At 39.9% G+C, this 22,269-nt stretch carries 13 protein-coding genes; 10 read left to right on the top strand and 3 right to left on the bottom strand.

Going from position 1 to position 22,269, the window contains the following annotated elements; translation table 11 throughout:
• The first annotated feature begins 8 nt into the window (after positions 1 to 8).
• Together ACE01N_RS10495 and ACE01N_RS10490 are read left to right on the top strand one after the other, a co-directional pair.
• Entirely contained in the window at positions 9 to 8,012 is an 8,004-nt protein-coding gene (locus tag ACE01N_RS10495) for a PKD domain-containing protein (RefSeq protein ID WP_380588207.1), read from the top strand.
• Positions 8,013 to 8,379: 367 nt separating this feature from the next.
• Entirely contained in the window at positions 8,380 to 9,441 is a 1,062-nt protein-coding gene (locus ACE01N_RS10490; protein WP_380588205.1) for a PorP/SprF family type IX secretion system membrane protein, read from the top strand.
• Here ACE01N_RS10490 and ACE01N_RS10485 read toward each other — a convergent pair.
• Entirely contained in the window at positions 9,438 to 11,336 is a 1,899-nt protein-coding gene (locus ACE01N_RS10485) for a RecQ family ATP-dependent DNA helicase (RefSeq protein ID WP_380588203.1), read from the bottom strand. The two genes, ACE01N_RS10490 and ACE01N_RS10485, sit on opposite strands and share 4 nt — an antisense overlap.
• A gap of 241 nt (positions 11,337 to 11,577) precedes the next feature.
• On the opposite strand from ACE01N_RS10485, the gene ACE01N_RS10480 reads away from it, so the two are divergent.
• From ACE01N_RS10480 to ACE01N_RS10465, 4 genes are read left to right on the top strand one after another with little or no spacing between them, the layout of a single operon-like run.
• Positions 11,578 to 13,515: a peptidylprolyl isomerase gene (locus ACE01N_RS10480; protein ID WP_380588200.1), complete on the top strand. Its 1,938-nt coding sequence runs from the start codon at positions 11,578 to 11,580 to the stop codon at positions 13,513 to 13,515.
• Positions 13,505 to 14,374 carry a peptidylprolyl isomerase gene (locus ACE01N_RS10475; RefSeq protein WP_380588197.1) on the top strand — a complete coding sequence of 290 codons (870 nt, stop codon included), beginning with the start codon at positions 13,505 to 13,507 and terminating at the stop codon, positions 14,372 to 14,374. Before ACE01N_RS10480 ends, ACE01N_RS10475 begins: the two co-directional genes overlap by 11 nt.
• Complete coding sequence (locus tag ACE01N_RS10470) at positions 14,361 to 15,710, top strand: peptidylprolyl isomerase (RefSeq protein WP_380588194.1); 1,350 nt, start codon at positions 14,361 to 14,363, stop codon at positions 15,708 to 15,710. Before ACE01N_RS10475 ends, ACE01N_RS10470 begins: the two co-directional genes overlap by 14 nt.
• A gap of 13 nt (positions 15,711 to 15,723) precedes the next feature.
• Positions 15,724 to 17,274: an OstA-like protein gene (locus ACE01N_RS10465; RefSeq protein WP_380588191.1), complete on the top strand. Its 1,551-nt coding sequence runs from the start codon at positions 15,724 to 15,726 to the stop codon at positions 17,272 to 17,274.
• A 180-nt stretch (positions 17,275 to 17,454) separates the two neighbouring features.
• Here the strand turns inward: ACE01N_RS10465 and ACE01N_RS10460 are convergent, their stop codons facing one another.
• The gene (locus tag ACE01N_RS10460; RefSeq protein ID WP_380588188.1) at positions 17,455 to 18,543 is read right to left on the bottom strand and encodes a DUF1573 domain-containing protein; all 1,089 of its coding nucleotides are present in this window, start codon (positions 18,541 to 18,543) and stop codon (positions 17,455 to 17,457) included.
• 260 nt (positions 18,544 to 18,803) lie between these two features.
• Between ACE01N_RS10460 and ACE01N_RS10455 the strand changes: the two genes are divergently transcribed.
• The 4 genes from ACE01N_RS10455 to ACE01N_RS10440 all read left to right on the top strand — a co-directional run bounded on the left by ACE01N_RS10455 (position 18,804) and on the right by ACE01N_RS10440 (position 21,301).
• Positions 18,804 to 19,166, top strand: coding sequence for a sulfite exporter TauE/SafE family protein (locus ACE01N_RS10455; protein ID WP_380588185.1), 363 nt, complete (start codon positions 18,804 to 18,806; stop codon positions 19,164 to 19,166).
• A 7-nt stretch (positions 19,167 to 19,173) separates the two neighbouring features.
• Entirely contained in the window at positions 19,174 to 20,535 is a 1,362-nt protein-coding gene (hisS, locus tag ACE01N_RS10450) for a histidine--tRNA ligase (RefSeq protein WP_380588182.1), read from the top strand.
• Between the two features lie 93 nt (positions 20,536 to 20,628).
• Entirely contained in the window at positions 20,629 to 20,853 is a 225-nt protein-coding gene (locus tag ACE01N_RS10445; RefSeq protein ID WP_380588179.1) for a plasmid mobilization protein, read from the top strand.
• 4 nt (positions 20,854 to 20,857) lie between these two features.
• Positions 20,858 to 21,301 (top strand): nucleoside deaminase, encoded by a 444-nt coding sequence (locus ACE01N_RS10440; RefSeq protein ID WP_380588176.1) that lies wholly within the window; start codon positions 20,858 to 20,860, stop codon positions 21,299 to 21,301.
• A 39-nt stretch (positions 21,302 to 21,340) separates the two neighbouring features.
• On the opposite strand, the gene ACE01N_RS10435 is transcribed toward ACE01N_RS10440, so the two are convergent.
• Complete coding sequence (locus ACE01N_RS10435) at positions 21,341 to 22,027, bottom strand: outer membrane beta-barrel protein (protein WP_380588173.1); 687 nt, start codon at positions 22,025 to 22,027, stop codon at positions 21,341 to 21,343.
• Positions 22,028 to 22,269: the final 242 nt, after the last annotated feature.

Raw genomic sequence — 22,269 nt, 5'->3', positions numbered from 1 at the left:
TATCAAAATTGAAAAAAGCCATTAAATATGGTGTGCTTCTCCTCTCTATCCTGATACTCACCTTCAAAGTTCAGGCCCAGGAATGTAATGTTTTATCCAAAGCAAACGATATTACACCGGATAAATATTGTGCTCCGGTTCATGTGGACTGGAAGATTACTTATCGGGGCGTAATGGGAGTTGCTGATCCGACTACCGTAACATTTGATGTGGACTGGGGAGACGGAACGGTTGTTAATATTCCGTATGGGGCAGGGCCGGGAATGGTTCAGAATATCGGCGGGGATGATTATCAGGCAACTATTGAGCATATTTATCCTGATGCTGTGGATGGATCCTGTAATTATCAGCCCAGGGTGTGGTTACGAATTGATGGCCGTTTATGTAGCAGTAGTGTGCAGGAGCAGAACGTTACGGTTTGGGATGTGGATAATGCCAATGGTGGTGAGCTGAATATTGTTGAACGGGTAATTTATGTTTGTGTTGGTGAAGATACTACCGTAGTATTCAGGGATGTGAGTGACTGGAACTGTGTTCCGCCAGAGGAAGAAGATAACATTAACAACCAGAGCCGATGGATTCAGTGGGAATACGGAACGGGTGCCACAACACTCACCGATGTATTTATTGATGGCGTGCCATATGCCGGAACTTTTTCTGATGCTGTAAACAAACTGCCTGGTCCGGTTACCGAACCGCAACTGCCGTATAGTCGTTCGCGAACGATTTATGTTCCGCCTACAGATGCAAGCGACGTAGGTAAGGAATTTGAGGTCACCCTGAATAACTGGAACTACTGTAACCAGTATCCCGGGAATGATCCGGTTTCGCAAACAGCAAGAATTGTCGTGGTGGATATTCCTACTGCGTCAATTACATTTAATACACCTGCTGATACCGATGTTTGTCTCGGAGCAACTGTCAGGGTTACAGGTCATCCGGGTGGAGGAGTCTGGAGCTCTCCTTCAGGAGGTTTTTCAAATCCTAATGTTGGTAATTTCAATACCAATATCTCCGGCCCCGGAGTGCATGAGATGATTTATACTTATGTGGGAACCGGGGATTGTATTGCAGAGGCCAGGGCATTTGTAACAGTTTATCCTAATCCTTCCATTTTTGTGGCAACGGGTGATCCGACGTATTTGTGTCCGGGCACCAGTTTTACATTCAACAACACGGTAATGGGAGGAACGGCACCATATACATATACGTGGGAGAATGACACCGATCCTTTATCGGCTACTGATGTTTTAAATCCACAGTTTACGACCAATATTCCGGATACTTACAGTTTGCGGCTAAGGGTTGTGGATAATAATCAGTGTTCTGCTGTGCGCAACAGGAATATAGTGGTTTCGGATGTGGATATCGATTTTGATATTAACGAACTTACCCTTTGTGAAGGCGAAAGCAGTGAGTTGAATACGAATGTCAACGGAGGGTCCGGTTCTTATACCTATGTGTGGTCCGGTGATATTGCATATCTGAGTGGACCTGATTCTAAACCCTTATTCACAGCTACTGATACAGGATCATTTAAGCTGTATTGCCGTGTTATTGATGGCAATGGGTGTGATATGAACGATTCTGTGACTATCAGAGTAAATAAAAAGCCTGATCCTGTAATTGTTGGTGGGAATCGTATTATTTGCGGACTTACAACAGATGTTGAAACTTCTTCGGGAGGAGGTGTGATTACATGGACCAAGGTAAGCGGACCAGGGAGTGTTCACTTTAGCGATCTTGGTAGTGACATGACGGAAGTAAGAGTCAATAAGGAAGGCGTGTACATATTCCGGTTCAGCGAAGAGGAAAATGGTTGTAATGGATATGACGAGGTTGAGATTGATTTTACTAAGAATCCGGATCCCTTTGCAGGTAATGACGCTTCGGTATGTGATAATAAAATTATACTTGATGCTCAACCAAGTGTTGGAACAGGAAGCTGGACTATTGCCAGTGGACCCGGGGCGCTGACTTTTGATGATCAGTTTGATGAAGAGACAGAAGTGACAGCTGCAACTTACGGAACTTATAAGCTGGTCTGGAGAGAAGATAATAACAGTTGTGTGGCAACAGATACGGTTGCTATTACATTTAACAAAGTGCCTGTGCCTGATTTTAATATGGATCACAACGGAAGTTGTTCGCCTTTGGACGTGCATTTTGAAAATAATTCTGTAGGTGGTGCAACATATTTATGGCATTTTCAGGGTGCATCTTATTCCAATGAATTTGAACCTGATTACAGTTTTGATCTGCCTGATGATAAAGATACCACCTTTGTAATAGAACTTGAGGTAACTTCCGGGGCAGGGTGTAAAGCTTCAACCAGTCAACCCTTGCTCGTAAATCCAAATCCTATTGCAAAAATAAACACGGCATATAAACCCGCCTGTAGTCCGGTTGATATCACGTTGGAAAATGGTTCAGCGGGAGGAGTAAAATATACATGGGATTATGGTGACGGAAATTCTGAAGTTTTGTTGGATAAATCTGATGTGACGCATCAGTTTGTTAATACTTCGGTCACCAATCAGGTGGAGAGTTTTTTGGTGAACCTGGTGGCTGAGAACAGCTATGGCTGTACAGATACTGCATTCACCTATATGATGGTTTATCCCGAGGCTCATTTTGAATTTAATTTCTCAGGTAATCCTGTTTGTGAAAGCTCGAATGTGCTCATTTTTGCTGATGGCGGTGCCAAGGAATATAAGTGGGATTTTGGTAACGGAACGCTGGCTTCCGGTGCTAATCCAACTGTTTATGCAGAGTATTTTAATAATGGTCTGACGGATACAACTTTTGTTGTAAACCTTGATGCAACCTCATATTATGGCTGTAGTAGCAACTATAAGGATAGTCTGAAGGTGCATCCTGTTGTGATTGCCGGATTTATTGATGATCAGGATCAGTTGGCAGGAAAACTGAATCTGACACTGACGGATGATAGTAAAAATGGTGAATACGTATATATTAAATGGGGTGACGGAGATATTGATTCTCTGGAAATAGACGATGATTTTCCGGTGTCTCATTTATATGAAAACAAAGACTTTTTCCCTAAACTGTTTAATCTGACATATATTGTTGAATCAGAAGCGGGATGTTTTGATTCTACCGGGATGCAGGTGAGGGTATACCCTGAATTTTTCGTAGACTTTGATATGCCTGCAAACGGATGTTCTCCTGTTGAGGTTCAGTTTACAAATACCTCGACACCTGCCGGTACATTTGAATGGGATTTTGGTGACGGATCGCCAATAGAAACCCGTCTTTTCCCGGTTCATAACTTTGTGAATTCCAAGTCAAACGGTGAACCGGATACATTTACCGTTCGCCTGACAGGAACTTCGATGTGGGGATTTACGGATACCATATATAAGGATATTGTCATATTCCCGGTTCCTGAAGCTGCATGGAATATTACAGCTACCAGTAATCCAGACGATACAGTATATGTTGAAAATGTAACCTTTGGTGGTGATGTGTATTATTGGGATATGGATGATGGCGATTTGGACACGGCCTATGCATTAACCACTAAAATTAAGTGGTTTGGAAATGTGAATCCTGAACAGGTTACCAAAAATATCAGTCTTACGACAGTGAATGCTTACGGATGTCGTGATTCTATTTACGATAATGTAACAGTGAACCCAATACTTATTGCGGACTTCGATATTGATTCAGTATCCTGTTCGCCAATGAGCACAGTTGCAACAAGTACATCTACGGGTGCAGTATTTTATGAATGGTCGCTTGATGGAGGTCCGTTTGTGAGAGGTGATGTGCATTTCCCGGTAGAGATTGAGAATAATACTGGCGCGATTCAGGTTCATCAGTTGACACTTAAAGCTCGTTCTGTATATGGTGATCAGGATCAGATTACCAAGGATCTGACCGTTTATCCGGTTCCTGTAGCCAGGATGGCAGGGGTGTTGAATGATAAATCACCTTTGGATCTTACCCTGGAAAATCAGTCCGTTAATGGCGATGCTTATGTATGGGTATTTGGCGCAACGGATTCTGTTTTGATGAATTCAACCAACGATGTTAATTATACCTTCACAAATAACACACAACTTCCGGTCGCTAATTCTGTGGATTTGAAAGCAGAAAACAGTTATGGTTGTGTGGATTCCACTTCGGAAATGGTTATCGTATATCCTGAAGTGAAAGCGGATTTTGATTGTCCGCTGGAAGGCTGTCCTCCATTACAGGTATCCTTTGTCGACAAGTCTGTTGGTGGTTTGTTTTACGAATGGACCATAGAAGGTGTGAATACATTCTACGGTAAAATTCTGAATTACGAATTTAAGAACGAAACACTGGCAGATAAGTTTTATAATGTAAGGTTAAGTGTTGAATCTGCTTACGGATTCCGGGATACAATGACCAAAACTATCCGGATCAAGCCGATGGTGAAATCTGTGTTTGATGCCACTTCCGGTGGAATGTCTCCGTTTACATCTGTGCTGACAAACAATTCTGTTAATGCTTTGGAATCGCACTGGAGTTTTGGTGATGTAAGTCCTGATGAGATACTTGCAGGTGCACAGAGTACAACACATGATTATCTGGCTGCTGCAGCACCGGAAGCTTACGATGTTACGTTGAATATTATTTCCCCGGAAGGTTGTGAGGATTCGTCCTTGTCAACGGTAATGGTTTATCCGGCGATGAATGTCGATTTTGAATGTGATTCTGTTGGTTGTTCGCCATTTGATGTGGACTTTACCAATCTTTCTTCCGGCGTTGATCTTTTTATCTGGACATTCGGTGATGGTAGTGGAAAATGGATGAGCAGAAATGCATTCCATCGGTTTGAAAACAATACTAAGGTTCCGGTTCAATATGAAGTTCAGTTGATAGGGCAGTCCAAATATGGTTTTATTGATACCGTTAGAAAAGTAATTACCGTTAATCCGTCACCATACGCATTGTTTGATATTACTCCTGAAGGCGGTTCTCCGCTGGAAGCATATATTACTGATCAGAGTGAGGATGCGGTAAGTGTAGTCTGGAATATGGGTGACGGGGACATATTAAATGATCCGGGACTAAACTTTACACATACTTATCTTAATAATACGGCGGCACCGTTGAGCCACAATGTGGTGCAGCTGGTACAGAATATTTACGGTTGTTTTGATTCGATGAGTCAGACTGTGAATGTGTTTCCTCCGATTAATGCTGCTTTTGAATGCGATAGTGTTGGTTGTACTCCGTTAACCGTAGCGTTTAGGAATACATCAAGTGGTGCATTAAGATATAAGTGGGATTTTGGTGATGGATCCGATATTCTGGAAAGTTCAATCCCTGTGCACGTATTTGAAAATCCGTATCCGGATAGTGTTGTGGTTTACCGTGTAATGATGGTAGCCCTGTCTCAGTTCGGGTATTCCGATACAGCTTATAAAGATATTACGGTACATCCGGTTCCCGTACCTGAATTTGCATTGGATGCCAATGAAGGATGTGCACCTTTAACGGTTAATTTTGAAAATAAATCCCAGGGTCAGAGCATATCGATGTGGACCGTTGGTGATAACAGTTTTACTACAGGTGCAACTGATTTTAAGCAGACATTGGAGAATACATCCTTTCTGCCTAAATACTTTGAGGTACGGCTTGAAGTAGCCAATGGCTACGGGTGTTCTTCGCACTCAACCGATATTATAGAGGTATTTCCACAGATAAAAGCTGATTTTGGAGGCGATACCGTTGGGTGTAGCCCGTTGACAGCTATTTATATGAATAAATCGAAAAATGCCAACGATTTTGTATGGTATATTGATGGTGCTGCTGATTATCGTCAGAATCCGGTTCTGCCGTTCGAAAATATGTCAGAAAATATTGATACGCACAGCATAAAACTGGTGGCTGTATCTGCATATGGTTGCTCTGATTCTATTGAAAAAGCACTACTGGTTTCTCCTGAGCCAATCGTGGATTTCGAAGTACTGCCGGCTCAGGGATTTTCTCCGCTTAATGTAATGATTAAAAACTATTCGGATCATGCCGAAACCTATACGTGGAATCTGGGCGAAGGTGATCCTGTGGTTAGGAAAGATAATTCTGATCTTGAACATACCTATATTAATGAAACGCTGGCTCCGTCGGTGCGCAAGGTTAACCTGCTGGCTGAAAACAGTTTTGGCTGTAAGGGCGAAATGAGTAAGTCGGTGGATGTATATCCGTTGGTAAAAGCCGAATTTGAATATACAGGAAATGGTTGTTCGCCACTCTCGGTAGACTTTAAGAACCTGTCACAGGGTGCTACCCATTTTGAATGGGACTTTGGTGACGGCACACCGGTTTCGGTTGCTTCCAATCCGACTCATACGTTCGAAAATAAATCACTGAACGATGTAAAACAGTTTACGGTGAAACTGCTTTCTTATTCTCAGTATGGCATGGCTGATACCGCTGTTAAGGTAATTGAAGTATATCCGACTCCGGTTTCGGGCTTCAAGGCAAATATTATTTCCGGCTGCTCTCCTGTTAATCTGGTGATTACAAATGAATGCAAAGGGACAGGTACAATGCAATGGGAATTGGGAGAAGAAACTTCGTTCGAAAGTGCTGATTCTGTATTTAGTAAGACCTTTGAGAATATGACAACCATGCCGGAATATCATAATCTTTCTGTCAGGATTTCTAATAGTTATGGTTGTTCAAGCAGAACGCAGAAGGCTCTTGAGGTGCTGCCAGGTGTAGTTGCTAAATTTGACTGTGATACGGCAGGATGTAGTCCGTTTACCATTGCGTACAGGAATAAATCGGTGAATGCATCAGAATATTACTGGGATCTGGCAGACGGAACAACAACTATGGATGCTATGCCGATAAAACAATATGTGAACAAAACATCGGAAGATTTTCGTGAATATGTGGTTCTTATTGCGAAAACAAGTTACGGTTGTACCGATACATTTAAGAAACGCATTGCTGTGTATCCTGAACCGGATTTCTCATTCGAGATACTTCCGGCAGAAGTTACGCTGCCTTCTGCAGAGGTAACAATAAATGCCAGTATTGCAAATGAAGGTCCCTGGCGGTTCGTATGGGATTTTGGTGATGGTACAGTTTCTGATAGTCTTAGCCCTGGAATTCATACGTATGATAATTGGGGTAATTATAATGTTAAAGTTGATATAACAGACGATCGTTGTTCTGATCTGCAGGTGAAGGGTGTAGTTGTTAATCCATCGGTTCCGATTGCGGAATTTACAGGGCCGACTGTGGGATGTACACCGGTAACCATGTCGTTTGTGAACCATTCACAGGGAATGGTGGCCAGCCTGTGGGATTTTGGGGATGGTACCCTGTCGTCAGACGAAAATCCAAGTCATACCTATTACAGACCAGGTGCCTATGATGTTAAACTGACCGTATTTAACGATGTTGGTCATGCAGATACTTTGGTGCGCAGGGTAAATGTTTACGACGGTGTTAAGGCTGACTTTTTGATGACGCCGCATGTGGTGCATTCATTCTCTCAGGAGATCTCGTTTAGTAACTTCTCGCAAAACGGCTACGACTATATATGGTCCTTTGGTGACGGAGATGTGTCTCACGAGTTTGAGCCTAAAAAGCGGTATTCCCATGAAGGAATATATGATATAAGTCTGATTGTCATTTCCCAGGAGGGATGTAGAGATACCATGTTGCAGAAAAGTGCTCTTGAGGTATCGGATGTATATAATGTCAGGTATCCGAACGTATTTATGCCAATAAAAAGTGGCGCACAGGGAGGTACATATACCGATGGTGATACGCACATCTTTTATCCCCTGGTAGATAAGTCCATGTTAAAGTCATACCGATTAACCATTTTTGATCGTTGGGGACTTATGGTATTTGAAACCCGCGATGTTAATGTTGGCTGGGATGGGTATTACAATGGTAAATTGTGTCAGCAGGGTGTTTATGTGTGGAAAGTGGATGCAGAATTTGAAGATGGTAATGAAGTAGTTAAAACAGGCGATGTAACGTTGTTGAAATAGTATATATTTATTAAAGATGATAAACCTGTCAGGATAATAGTCACTGACAGGTTTTTTTTATTGTGCCTGAATATTTCCTTAATGTAAATTATTTTACATTCCCTGTGAGCTTATTTGCTTAAATATGATGAATTTAAACCCCATTTAAACGTACGTCAGAAAATATTATTGCCATTAATGTAAATATATCTTTATAAAAATGTTTGAAAACATTAAATAAGGCACAATAAAATGTTAACTTAATTTGTCTAAATGTAAAATAAACATTAAATTTGAAGTGTGATAAGATGTGTTGATGTTTCGAAACCATTAATTAAAGCAATTATGCCGACCATCTTATTTCAATTGATCTTCGAAGGCAAGCAGGATGAAAAAGTTGACATTTGTTATATTAATGTTATTTGCCGGATACCACGCCTGGTGTCAGGATCCTCATTTCTCGCAGTATTATGCCACAACCTCTTACTTAAGTCCTTCTCTTGCAGGTTCCAGCGGTGAGCCCAGAATGTCCCTGAACTACAGAAATCAATGGCCCGGAATAGGAACCGTCTACGAAACAATGCTTGCATCTTACGACATGTATCTTGATGATTACAACAGTGGTCTTGGTTTTATGGTTCTTAAAGACAGAGCCGGTTCAACCGATCTTGCACAAACTAATTTTTCAGTACAGTATTCATATCGCTTACAGATGAATTCAAAATGGCAGGTAATTCCCGGTTTGCAGGCAGCCTATTGTCAGAACAGCATTGACTTTTCAAAATTTGAATTCGCCGATGCTTTGTTGAACGATTATGTATCTAATACATCTGCACGAACTTCAGAACTTTACATGAATGGCCTTCAGAATAAGAATTATTTCGATTTTGGGGCCTCGGCTTTCCTGTATTCCAACGATATGTGGCTGGGTGTGACAGTAGATCATATTAGTCAGCCTAATCAGTCGTTTGCGAACCAGGAGTCTAAGTTACCGATGAAGATTGTAACGTTCGGTGGAATGAATGTATGGAAAACAGCAGATCGTAACCGCGGCCCGGTTCGTTCAATTGATGCCAATTTCCGTTACATGCATCAGGGAGGTTTTGATCAGATAGATCTTGGAGCTTATATTTACAATACTTCGCTTGACTTTGGTGTATGGCTTAGGGCAGTGCCAAATTTCAGCGATGAGATCAGTGCCAGGCTGAACAGGGATGCCATCGTATTTATCTTAAAATATAAAATTGATGGATTACAGATTGGATACAGTTATGATATAACGATTTCCAATTTATCGTCACATGCATACGGAAGCCATGAGGTGTCACTGACGTATGAATTGAGTAATATTGGATTATTTAAAAAGCTGGGTAAAAATCCGGTGGCCTGTTTCCCGAAAGGAAGCGACGGAAGGTATTCAACACGGGTGCGTAAGCGTACGCGCTTCTAGGAATTTATTTTTATTTGCTTGTCTTCCAAAAGAATATCTCCGTTATCTGCCATGAACCGGATCACCTCCATGCTTTTTTCTTTATCGTATGTCAGGTCCCTGATCAGTTCATTTATATTTGTTGATCCGGTACGATTCAGTTTATCCAGAACGGCTTTGCGGATTGAACCGGACAGGTCTTTTTGCTGACCATTTGATGTGCAGATATCGCATATTTTGCAAGGCTTACTTTTCTTCTCCCCGAAATAGGCCAGTAGTATCTGGCTTCTGCATATTATATCTGAAGAAATGTAGTACAGCATGGCATCCACGCGTCTCTTCATGCGTTCCTGCTGTTCTTCATAAATGCTTTTGGAGATGGTTATGATATTTTCAGGAACACGGTCTTTCAGAAGTGTTATGGTTGGTGTTTTTTTCTGTGGGATATATTTAACCAGTCCGGCTTTGTCAAGATTTACAAGATACTGATACACCTGTTCGTTGGATAGTCCTGTTCTTCCTGCAATGGTTTGCTCACTGATGTAAACATAAGAGCTGAATAACCCTGAATAAGAACGCAGAATGGTTTTTATCAGCTCCTCATATTCCTGTCGCTGATTCTGAAAGCCGAATAATTCTTCCTTTCCGGCAAGGAAGTACAACCTGGAATTATTTTCGCGGGTATCAGTGTTCTGGATCAGGCCGGATCTTTCAAGAATATTAAGTGCATTATTTGCCTGAACCACATTCAGAGCGAAAGCTTTACAGAATTTTCCAAGTTCAAAATCAAAGGTTCTGCCGATACCATCCTCAATGGCAACCTGCAAATAATTCATCAGATGATGGTAGACGGTTCTTATAAATCGTTTTTCGGGGAAAGCATTGGTGAAACTTTTTTTCAGGTTACTCACATCAGTTTTGGAATACAGCAGAAGGGCAGTGGCAGGTTCGCCGTCCCGGCCTGCGCGTCCAGCTTCCTGAAAGTAAGCCTCGGGCGAATCCGGTATATCAAAGTGAACCACGATGCGTACATCCGGTTTATCAATTCCCATCCCAAAGGCATTGGTGGAAACCATGATCCTGCTTTTATTTTCTGTCCACGCTTTTTGCCGTTTGTCTTTTACGAAGCTATCCAGTCCGGCATGATAAAACGAAGCAGGTATCTCATTTCGTGTCAGAAATTCGGCCAGTTCTTTGGTCATTTTCCGGTTCCTGACGTACACTATGCCTGATCCTGAATGTTGCACAAGCAATTCTACCAGCCTGTTGAATTTATTTTCAGAGTATTCAACCTTGTAAGCCAGGTTTTCCCTTTTAAAGCTTTTTCTGAAGACATTCTTCTTGCTAAAGCCCAGCTTTTCCTGGATGTCATCTACAACGAGTAGTGTTGCGGTAGCTGTCAGTGCAAGCACCGGACAATTCGGTTTCAGTTTACGGATATTCCCCACATTAAGATAGGAAGGACGGAAGTCGTAACCCCACTGCGAAATGCAGTGTGCTTCATCCACCGTAATAAATGATACGTTGAGATGTGCCAGTTTTGAAAGAAAAAGTTCTGTTTCCAGACGTTCAGGGCTAAGGTATAGAAATTTATAATTCCCGTAAATGCAGTTATCAAGCGTAATTGCAATTTCCTCGCGGCGCATTCCGGAGTAAATGGCTGCAGCTTTAATACCCTTTTTAAGAAGGTTATGCACCTGATCCTTCATCAAAGCAATAAGAGGAGTTACCACTATGCAGATTCCATCCATGGCAAGGGCAGGAACCTGAAATGTGATGGATTTTCCACCACCGGTTGGCATCAACCCCAGCGTATCTTTTTTAAGGTAAACAGATTCGATGATATCTTCCTGGAGATCCCTGAAAGAGGTATATCCCCAAAAGCGTTGCAATATCTCTTTAAACGGGTATGCCATATTGCAAATATAGGTGATAATTTCAATTCAGTTTTTAATTCCTGAACCGTTCTGTAAACAGCTTCTATTCTATTAATGATTGTAAACACTTTTTAATTTGCTATTTCAACATATTTTGTACTTTTGCTCAGATAAAAAAAATTGGCTACTTGGCTTTATTTTTGGCGGATGATACGATTTTAATCGCATCATCGTTTTTTGAAAACTGTAAGTTAAATTTTGATATTAATATTTTAGAATTATGAAGAAATTCCTTTTAATTTTATTTACCTGTGGTTTGTTGCTAAATAGCTATGCCCAGTCTGATGAAGTATTAATGACTATTGGTGATCAGGATATTACCAAAGGGGAATTTGAATATTTATTTTACAAAAACAACGATAAGGACAGTATTACGTATAAGGACGTAAAAGATTATCTTGACCTCTTCGAAAAATTTAAACTTAAAGTGATTGAGGCCGAAAACAGGGGGATGGATCAGAAACCGGAATTCGTTAAAGAACTGAGTGGCTACAGAGAACAGTTGGCCAAACCATACCTGACTGACCGCGATGTGGATGAATTTTACATTAAACAGGCTTATGACAGGTTAAATGAAGAAGTTGAGGCAAGCCATATTCTGATTGACATAAAGAACGGAAAAACACCGGCGGATACACTGGAAGCATATAATAGAGCTCTGGATATTATTGATCAGTTGAAACATGGGGCAGACTTTGCAGAACTGGCAAAAAAATATTCTGCTGATCCTTCGGCTCAGCAAAATGGTGGATACCTTGGATATTTTAAAGGGTTCCAGATGATTTTCCCTTTTGAGGATGCAGCATACAATACACCTGTTGGTGAAATCAGCAAGCCGATCAGAACAACATACGGTTACCACATCATTAAGGTAACAGATAAAAGGCCATCTCCTGGTGAGGTTTTGGTGGAACACATAATGAAGGTGGCAAGGGATGATGATCCGGCAGATGTTAAGGCACAGAAAAAAGAAGAGATTGATAAAATTTATGAACAGCTACTGGATGGAAAGAACTTTGAAGATCTGGCAAAAAAGAATTCTGATGACCATTCAACAGCCAGTAACGGAGGACGTTTAAACTGGTTTTCAACAGGCCAGCTGGTTAAGCCTTTCGAAACCGCAGCATTTGCTCTGGAGAACCCCGGCGACATTAGCAAACCGATCAGAACTCAGTTTGGCTGGCATATTATTAAGTTGATTGACAAAAGGGATGTGCAGCCGTTCAATGAACTTAAAGATAAGATTAAAGCGCGTCTTTTGAAGGATGACAGGGGAAATAAAGCTCATGAAAGTTTTCTCAATAAGCTTAAAAAGGAATATAATATTGAAGTTTACAACGATAATATTAAACCGTTTGTAGCAATGTCCGGTAAATATGCATACACTGACAGTCTGTTCAAAGCTGATACCAGAAGTATGGATCAACCGGTACTAAAAATTGAAGACAGCCTGTATACCCAGAAGGATTTTGCAGATTACCTCATCGCAAATCCCAGAGGTGAGAGCCCAAATGTAAGTGACAGGATTAAAACAAAGTGGGCACAGTTTTACGATAAAAAACTGGTGGATTATGAAGACGGTCAGCTTGAGAAAAAATATCCGGAATTCCGTTACCTGATGAAAGAATATCACGATGGAATTCTGTTATTTGATATAAGTTCTCAGGAGGTTTGGGATAAAGCTTCTCAGGATACAACAGGGCTGGAAAAATTCTACGCAAAGCACAAAAAGGATTATAAATGGGATGAGCCTCATTTCAGCGGGAATATTATTTACTGTACATCAGATACTGTGATGGACTCAGTGAAATTGTTGCTGGCAGAGAATATGCCAATCCGTGATGCATTTAAAAAACTGAACGAAAAGAAACTGAAATTTAAGTACGAACCGGGTTCATTCACGAAAGGGCAGAATAAATTGGTAGACCAGTTTATATGGGATGGTGAAAAGGTTGAACCAGACAAGAAATTTCCGGTAGTGTTCGTAGATGGAAAAACGTATCCGGCTGGCGAACTTAAAAAGCTGAATGAATGTCGTGGTGCAGTAACTTCAGATTATCAGAATGAGCTGGAAGATAAATGGGTTAAATCGCTCAAAAAGAAATACAAGATAAAGGTCAATAAAAGTGTACTAAAAGAAGTGGCCGGTGATAAATAAAACCATTTTAAATGATATTGGGAAATGGTTTGTTTTGTTAATTATTGCTACAGCATTTTATTCCTGCAATAACGAACCCGAAGCATCTGGTGATGTTATTGTGAAAGTGTATGATAAAGTACTCAGAAAATCGGATATAGAAACACTGGTCCCACAAAATACAAAAGCGACTGACAGTGCCGATATTGTGGACAGATATATTCAGGAGTGGGTTAACAAAGAGCTGATCCTTCAAAAGGCAAAACTTAATGTTGGCACTAATCCTTCCATTGAGAAGATGGTGGAGGATTACAGAAATTCTCTTATTGTTAGCAAGTACATGGAACTCCTGGTAGATCAGAAAGCCTCTACTGAAATCAGTGAAGCTGAAATAGCAGAGTTCTATAACCGCAACCCTGAGAATTTTAAGCTGAATGAAGAGATCATTAACGGCATTTTTTTACAAATTCCGTTGGATGCTCCACGTATTGATGATTTAAAATCCTGGATGAAAGACAGGACGGAAGAGGACTTACTGGAGCTTGAAGATTATTGCTTTCAGAATGCCTCCAAATATGAAGACTTTTCCGAAAAATGGTTGCCGGCATCGGTACTTGAAAAGTATCTGCCTGATGTGCTGAATAAAAGTGCGCTCAAAAAGGGTGTAACTATTGAGCAGTCAGATTCGTTATCGAGGTACTATCTCGTGGTGTTTGATGAAAAGGATGCAGGAGAAACAGCACCACTCATCTATGTGCAACCACAAATTGTTAAGATTCTGCAGCATAAAAAACGACTGGAATATATTGCCACATTCAAAAGAGATATTTTAAATGAGGCAATTGAAAATAAGAAAGTAATATATTATGAAGATAAATAAACTCTTTATTACCCTGGGACTGCTCTTTGGCTTGATGACACTTCAGGCACAGGACAATGTAGTTGATGAAGTTATTGCTGTTGTCGGTGCTGACCCGATATTAAAATCTGATATTGAGGAACAGTTTAAAAGGCTGCAGGCGCAGGGTGTATCCTATACCGGAGATCTGAAATGTAAACTGCTTGAGGACAGGATGATTCAGAAGTTGTTGCTGAATCAGGCCAAACTGGACAGTCTGGAAGTCAGTGAATCAGATATTATTGAGAGCGTTGACAGACAAATAAATTATTACATCTCTCAAATCGGTTCAAAGGAAAAACTGGAGGAATATTTTGATAAATCGATTATACAGATTAAGGAGAATCTTCGTGACGTAATGCGTGAAGAGGATCTTACGCGTCAGATGCAGAAAAAGCTTACAGAGAACATAACAACAACACCTTCCGAAATTCGTAAGTTTTACAATAGTCTTCCTTCAGACAGTATCCCGGTTATTCCGGCTCAGTATGAAGTAGAGAAAATTGAGGTGAAGCCAAAAATTGAGAAGAAAGAAATAGAAAGAGTTAAGGCTCAGTTAAGGGAGTTTCGTGATCGTGTAAACAACGGTTTTGACTTCAGTACACTGGCAATCTTATATTCTCAGGATAAATTAAGTGCAAGAAGAGGTGGTGAACTTGGTTTACTCGGAAGAGGGGAGCTGGTTCCTGAGTTTGCCAATGTGGCATTTAACCTTCGTGATCCGAAAAAAGTATCAAAAGTGGTAGAGACAGAGTATGGATTTCATATCATGCAGTTGATAGAACGTACAGGAAACCGTGTAAATGTGAGGCACATATTGCTGAAACCACAAATTTCTGATTCAGCAAGGCAAAATTCGATTCTACGTCTGGATAGTATCACAGATTTTATTCATGAAGGGAAATTCAATTTTGAAAAAGCCGCGTTGTATTATTCAGAAGATGATGCAACAAGAAGTAATGGTGGACTAATGGCAAATCCGGCTACAGGCGCATCAAAATTTGAAATAACCCAACTTCCACAGGAAATAGCTAAAACGGTACAGACACTTCAGGTAGACAGCATTTCGCAGCCTTTTAAGATGATTATTGAGAAAACGGGACAGGAGGTTTACCTGATCATCAAACTTAAATCCAGAATTGACGCACACAAGGCAAACTTAAAAGATGATTATCAGGTTTTAAAGGAAGAGGTTCTGGCTAAGAAGAAAGAAGAAAAGCTGAAAGAGTGGGTTAAGGAACAACAGCTGGATACGTATATTTCCATTGATGAAAAATGGAGAAACTGTGAATTCGAATACCCTGGCTGGGTAAAATAATACCAACCTGCAAATGAGTCTCAGACATCTGATTATTACATTGTTTTTGTTTGTAATATCCGTCTCTTTTGCCCAGAAGAAAGATGGTAAAAGTAAGATGGTTACACTGAAATATTGTGATCGGTGGGTAGAAGATAAAATCAATAATCCCGGTGTTAGAGACCTGATTGGAAATGTATCATTTGAAGATGGTGATGCCACCATGTATTGTGACAGTGCCCGTCAGTTTACTGAAAAAAATGCGTTCAATGCATACGGGAATGTCCATATTATAAAGGCAGACAGCATTAATATTTATGGCGATGAACTGTTGTATGATGGCAATACCAAATTGGCCAGATTAAGACGGAACGTAAAACTGATAAATAATAACAGCCAGCTTACTATAGAAACGGAAAAGCTGGACTATGATCTGAATACCGATATCGGATTTTATTTTGATGGAGGAACTGTTACCGATACGTCTTTTGTACTGAACAGTATTAAAGGATATTACTTTGTTAATACAGGGATTGTAAATTTTAAAAACGACGTAAAAGTAAAAACTTCAGGCTCGGATATTTTTACCGATACGCTGTTGTACGATACCAATACAGAGATTATTTCGATTTTGGGGCCAACCAATATATACACGGATAGCGTACATCTGTATTCAGAGGATGGATGGCATGATCCCAGAAACAATTATTCAGAATTGAAGCACAACTCGTTTATACAAAAAGGTGCACAAATAATCGAAGGTGAACATCTGGTATATGACGGAACAGACAAAAAGGGCGAAGCCTTTAAATGGGTCGTTATTACTGATACATTACAACAAATTAAGATAAAAGGAAAGCGTGGAACATTTACTGAAGCAACGGATTATGCCTTTGTAACGGATTCCGCATTATTTGTTCAGTATTCCGGATTTGATTCATTGTTTCTACATGCTGATACTTTATCGTTTGAACCGGACACCAATGATTTCAGGTTGATGAAGGCGTATCATAACGTAAAATTCTTCAGATTTGATATTCAGGGGAAGTGTGACTCTATTGTCTATTCTACTTACGATTCGGTGATAAACATGTATAAAAACCCGATTATGTGGTCGCTTAATAACCAGATGACAGGAGATGAAATACATGTGATCAGCAAAAATGACCATGTAGAGCAGATAGATATGGTTGGCGATGCCTTTTTAATTTCGCGTGTGGATTCCATCCGGTTCAACCAGATAAAAGGTAAAAAAATAAGCGGATACATAGAGAGAAATATGTTACGTAAAATATATGTGGACGGGAATACAGAAAGTCTTTATTATCTGATTGATGGGCCATATATTGTGGGTATCAATAAAGCCGAGAGTCCATATCTGACAATTTATATGAAGGGGAATAAAATTGAGAAGGTCATTATGTCCCCAAAACCCGTAGGGCAAATACTGGACCCAACCAAGGTGACACAGGCACAACTTACGCTTGAGAATTTTAAATGGCGCATAAATGAACGACCGTTTACGCCCTGGGAAATTTTTAAACCGGATCCACTTCCTGCTCCTACGGTTGAGAAAAAACTTTAAATCCAATTCAGTTTTTATTTGTCAGAATATGACATGTACGCCTCTTTGCAACTTCTTCGCGTTTTAGGTAATTTGAGTTTCTTTTATTGCAATATGACGGAAATTTAAATGCAAGTAGCTATTTATCGCTTCTCCCACATAGTGTGAAAAACGATCACGTAGATTTTTATCTTTACTATTCTAATTTACAGTTCCGATAATTTTAAGAACAACTGTTGGGTGATTGGGTGCATTTGTGATTACTGTAACCGTTTTATATTGTCTGCCCGATTTTCCCCTTGAATCAAATTCAATCTTAATTGAAGAGTTCTCCCCAGCGCCAATTACTGTTTTTTCCGGTTTTATAGCAGTACAACCGCAGGAAGCTTTTACTTTTCTTATGATAAGGTTCGATTTTCCTGTATTTGAAAACGGGAATTCATATTCCACTTTTTGTCCCTGCTTTATTGTGCCGAAATTAAATGTGGTATTTTCAAAAACGATATCAGGTGCCTGGGCGCGCTCCTGTGGGGTCAGTTTTGTAAAGTCATCTTCAATGGTAACACTTACCGATAACTTATGATTGTAATCCACCTGACCATTCTGTTTCATGTAGATGCCACTCAGTATAAATCCCCAGTCCTTAGCTTTTGATGCATCATATTTTATATGTATCAATCCTTTCTGATTGGGTTGCAATATCTGTGGCTCAGTTGTAACTGTAATGAATTCCGGTACACGAATGAATTCTATCTTAACAGGCTTCGACTGATTTGTATTTATAATACTAACAGTAGACTCTTTTACTTCATTTTTGTTCATTTTAAGAAATGACACATGTGACTTGTTCAACCGGACATTGCCAAAGCTGTAAGGGTACTTATCTAATATGGTCGGTTCTTTCTTTTCAACGTTTCCGGTTAGTGTAAGTACTACCGGTTCAGGACTTGCATTGGTATACACGCTGACATGTTTCAGTACCTTACCTGGTCTGTTCATCGGATCGAAAACCGCCCTGATCTGGCCGCTTTTGCCAGGTAGAATTGGTTCTTTTGAATATGTTGGTGTGGTACATCCACAGGATGACGTTACATTTTTAATCATCAAGGGTTCCTGTCCGAGATTACGAAACTCAAAAACGGTTTCTACCTTTCCACCGTCTTCCTTAATGTTTCCCAAGTCGTGTTCTGTTTCCGAAAACGCTATTTTGGGACTAAGTGTCTGAGCAACTAAAGATGAGGTAAATACGATGAGAGTCAATAAAATGGGAGTACGTCCGAATTTTTTCATATCCTGCTATTCTTTCAGTTAGGAAATCAAAATTAGCTGAAAATATGTAAATTTCGCAGTGAATTAAAGATTTTTTAACGTATGAGCCTTAATTTCTTTAATTGAGCCAGGTTTAATATGGGTTTACCCGGAAACTCAGGAGGTTAGAATAAAGAAATATGTTTATTCTTGACATGTTCACTTAATTTAGCTTAAGGAAATATGTTTGATTCTGATTTATAAATAATCTTGACTATTTTTGCACAAAATTCTGTATGAGGATGTCAGAACTTTTAATATTACTGGCCATCGGTTTGCTTGCAGGCATCTTAAGCGGAACCTTAGGAGTTGGTGGTGGCGTATTAATTGTACCTGCATTGATTTTCATCCTGGGTTATTCACAGCATGAAGCGCAGGGGACCAGCCTGGCGATAATGATTCCGCCAATAGGAATCCTCGCCGCGCTAAAATATTCCAGAATGGGCTATGTTAACTGGAGAAATGCAATAATCCTCAGCCTTATTTTTGTCGTGGGAGCTTATTTGGGGTCATTGATTTCTGTAAATATACCCGACAGAGTGTTACGGAAACTATTTGGAATTTTTATGCTGCTTGCAGCACTCAAGATGATATTCAGTAAATAAACAATAAATGGCACAAAAACCTTCCATTCCTAAAGGTACACGAGATTTTATCCCCGAAGAAATGGTTCGCAGGAACTATATTTTTGATACAATACGTTCAGTTTTTCAACGGTATGGGTATCTGCCTATTGAAACACCGGCTATGGAGAACCTGTCCACCTTACTTGGAAAATACGGGGAGGAAGGAGACAAACTGTTGTTCCGCATTTTAAATTCAGGCGATTTTCTGAATAAGGTAAATGATGATGTCAAAGGAGGAGAAGATTCTCTGGCATTGGCCAATGAGATAACAGAAAAAGGTCTGCGATACGATTTAACGGTCCCTTTTGCCCGTTTTGTGGTACAGCACCAGAGTGAGATATCATTTCCGTTTAAACGGTACCAGATTCAGCCTGTATGGCGTGCTGACAGACCTCAAAAAGGACGCTACCGCGAATTTTACCAGTGTGATGTGGATGTAGTTGGATCCGAATCGTTGCTGAACGAGGTGGAGCTGATCCAGATTATCAGTGATGTATTTGGTGCACTTGATGTGAATGTGACGGTAAAACTGAACAACCGTAAAATATTGTCTGGCATTGCAGAAGTGATTGGTGAAGCGGATAAGATTGTGGATATCACCGTTGCCATTGACAAACTGGACAAAATAGGTTTGGAGAATGTCAACAGGGAGTTGCAGTCGAAAGGCGTTTCGGATGAGGCCATTGAAAAACTGCAACCGATCATTTTGTTGTCCGGTTCAGCCGATGAAAAAATAAATACGTTGAGAAAAGTTTTGTCGGGATCTGAAACAGCCATGAAAGGTGTGGATGAGGTGGAAGAGATATTCTCATGGATCAACGGATTGAATCTAACGCTTCCGGTTGAACTGGATCTGACGCTCGCCCGTGGTCTGAATTATTATACCGGTGCTATTTTTGAGGTAAAAGCCAACGATGTGGAAATCGGTTCGATATGTGGTGGAGGACGTTATGATAACCTCACCGGCATTTTTGGTTTGCCGGGTGTCTCCGGTGTAGGGATTTCATTCGGAGCAGATCGTATTTATGATGTGCTGAATCAGCTTGATGCATATCCGAAAGAAACTTCGGCATCTACAAAAGTTTTATTCATAAATTTTGGTCATAAAGAGGCTGCATATTGTCTGAACGGCCTTCGGAAACTGAGGGCTGCTGGTGTAAACTGTGAGCTTTATCCGGATGATGCAAAGATGAAGAAACAAATGACTTATGCCAACCGTAAGGCTATTCCGTTTGTGATTCTTGCCGGAGAATCTGAAATGGAAGCCGGAAAATTCACACTGAAGAATATGGAAACCGGTGAACAGACGCTGGTTTCATCAGAAGAATTAATTGAGAGACTTAAATAGGTGATTGATTACGGGTTACGTTCATATTTTGTGAATAAGCAAAAGGTTAATTATTAGCTGTATAAATAGGAAATTAATAAGTTTGAAACAGATATGGACCGTAAACGCGAAACGCTAAAAAGAAAGCACCGAATCTCTTTCATGCTGAATGAGGAAGAGATGAAATCGTTTACCCGCTTTTGCTCTGATTATGGAGTACGTAATAAATCAAGCTTCATCCGTGAGTCCATATTTTCAAAGCTTATTTACAAATTCGAACTGGATTATCCCACGCTTTTCGATGAGGAAGAAATGGATCGTATGATTGTAAAACGCTGATCCAATGGCTGAACTTTTCTCCGATGAATATTTTATGCAGAAAGCGCTGGCCGAAGCCAAACGTGCCCAGGATGCAGAAGAGGTGCCGGTTGGTGCGGTTATCGTTATGAATAACCGGATTATTGCCCGTGGATTTAATCATACCGAAACGCTGAACGATGTTACGGCACATGCCGAAATGGAAGCAATTACTGCCGCTGCAAATTTTCTGGGCGGTAAATACCTGAACGACTGTACGCTTTATGTAACACTTGAGCCATGTGTAATGTGTGCCGGAGCCCTTTCCTGGGCACAGATTTCAAGAGTGGTTTTTGGCGCTTACGATGAAAAGCGTGGCTTCACAAAAATCGGGAACCAACTGCTTCATCCCAAAACAGTACTAAAAGGCGGCGTACTTGAAAATGAGTGTGCGGACTTGCTAATAGATTTTTTTAAAGGGAAACGGTAGCAAATTTATTTGTTTAATGTTTATAATTAATAATTGCTTTTACCATGAAAGTCCTAGTTCAAGTCCGAAGTTTGTAAATTTAGAACTTAAGGTTTGTGTTTCTCGTTGTCCGGAAAAACTAAATACTAACTCAGATTCTTCCAAAGGAGGGGTTATAGACCTTTCAAATACTAAGCCAATATAGAGGGACGTTTTTTGACTAACTTTAATATATGCTCCAAGCTGCATGCCTACATCTATAACTCCATCAAGTGTTCCATAAGATAAGTCAATTTCTTCATCTGTACCATTATTATTTGTTGTTAGATACTCTGTAACTCTTGAATTAATCAAGAAATTAATTTCAGGGCCAAATGAAATACGAGGAGTAAAATTAGGGTGTTTTAAATTCTTAAACTCATAATATGGTCTAAGAGGCAATTTTAGATAAGTTAATTTATAAATCCTGTAAGAGCCGGTTTTGTTATTTTGTCGTTTTTGACCATTGTTTGACACCAGTAATCCAACGTCCAATCCAAAATTACTTGAAACTCTTGCACCATACGTTAATCCATAAGATAAATGAAATGTTGGAACTCCAGATTCATTACGATTGTAGGAAAAAACATCATCAGTAAAAGTCGTTGACAGAATTTGAGATGAAATTTTAAGATGTTGTGAATATACATTAGAATTTAGGCATAAAAATAGAATGCTAAATAAAGCGTTAAACAGCAACTTTTTCATAAAAAATAAAATGTTAGAATAATTATAAATGAAAATAATATAAAAATTGATAATGTGCAAAAAAGAAAAAATTCTCAGGCTACATTTTTTTAGGTAGCATCCTGAAAAGTGTGTAAATGAGGAAAAGTTATCCTGATTTTTTGAGCCATATCAGGCTCGTTAAAAAAATCGGAGATAACTTTGACAAATCAGAGGACACACAATGGATAAAAAAGATTTATTAAACAGTGATTTTCTAAAGC

This window comes from Quyinboa ferrireducens (assembly GCF_042436675.1).
Taxonomy (GTDB): Bacteria; Bacteroidota; Bacteroidia; order Bacteroidales; family UBA5342; genus JBHJHP01.
This window is presented reverse-complemented; position numbering and strand designations above follow the sequence as displayed.

Excerpts from the sequence above, each read along its gene's own strand:
- hisS (WP_380588182.1), top strand. The coding sequence starts at position 19,174 with ATGGCACAAAAACCTTCCATTCCTAAAGGTACACGAGATTTTATCCCC.
- ACE01N_RS10470 (WP_380588194.1), top strand. The coding sequence starts at position 14,361 with ATGAAGATAAATAAACTCTTTATTACCCTGGGACTGCTCTTTGGCTTG.
- ACE01N_RS10435 (WP_380588173.1), bottom strand. The coding sequence starts at position 22,027 with ATGAAAAAGTTGCTGTTTAACGCTTTATTTAGCATTCTATTTTTATGC.
- ACE01N_RS10490 (WP_380588205.1), top strand. The coding sequence starts at position 8,380 with ATGAAAAAGTTGACATTTGTTATATTAATGTTATTTGCCGGATACCAC.
- ACE01N_RS10480 (WP_380588200.1), top strand. The coding sequence starts at position 11,578 with ATGAAGAAATTCCTTTTAATTTTATTTACCTGTGGTTTGTTGCTAAAT.
- ACE01N_RS10460 (WP_380588188.1), bottom strand. The coding sequence starts at position 18,543 with ATGAAAAAATTCGGACGTACTCCCATTTTATTGACTCTCATCGTATTT.
- ACE01N_RS10485 (WP_380588203.1), bottom strand. The coding sequence starts at position 11,336 with ATGGCATACCCGTTTAAAGAGATATTGCAACGCTTTTGGGGATATACC.
- ACE01N_RS10440 (WP_380588176.1), top strand. The coding sequence starts at position 20,858 with ATGGCTGAACTTTTCTCCGATGAATATTTTATGCAGAAAGCGCTGGCC.
- ACE01N_RS10445 (WP_380588179.1), top strand. The coding sequence starts at position 20,629 with ATGGACCGTAAACGCGAAACGCTAAAAAGAAAGCACCGAATCTCTTTC.
- ACE01N_RS10465 (WP_380588191.1), top strand. The coding sequence starts at position 15,724 with ATGAGTCTCAGACATCTGATTATTACATTGTTTTTGTTTGTAATATCC.
- ACE01N_RS10455 (WP_380588185.1), top strand. The coding sequence starts at position 18,804 with ATGTCAGAACTTTTAATATTACTGGCCATCGGTTTGCTTGCAGGCATC.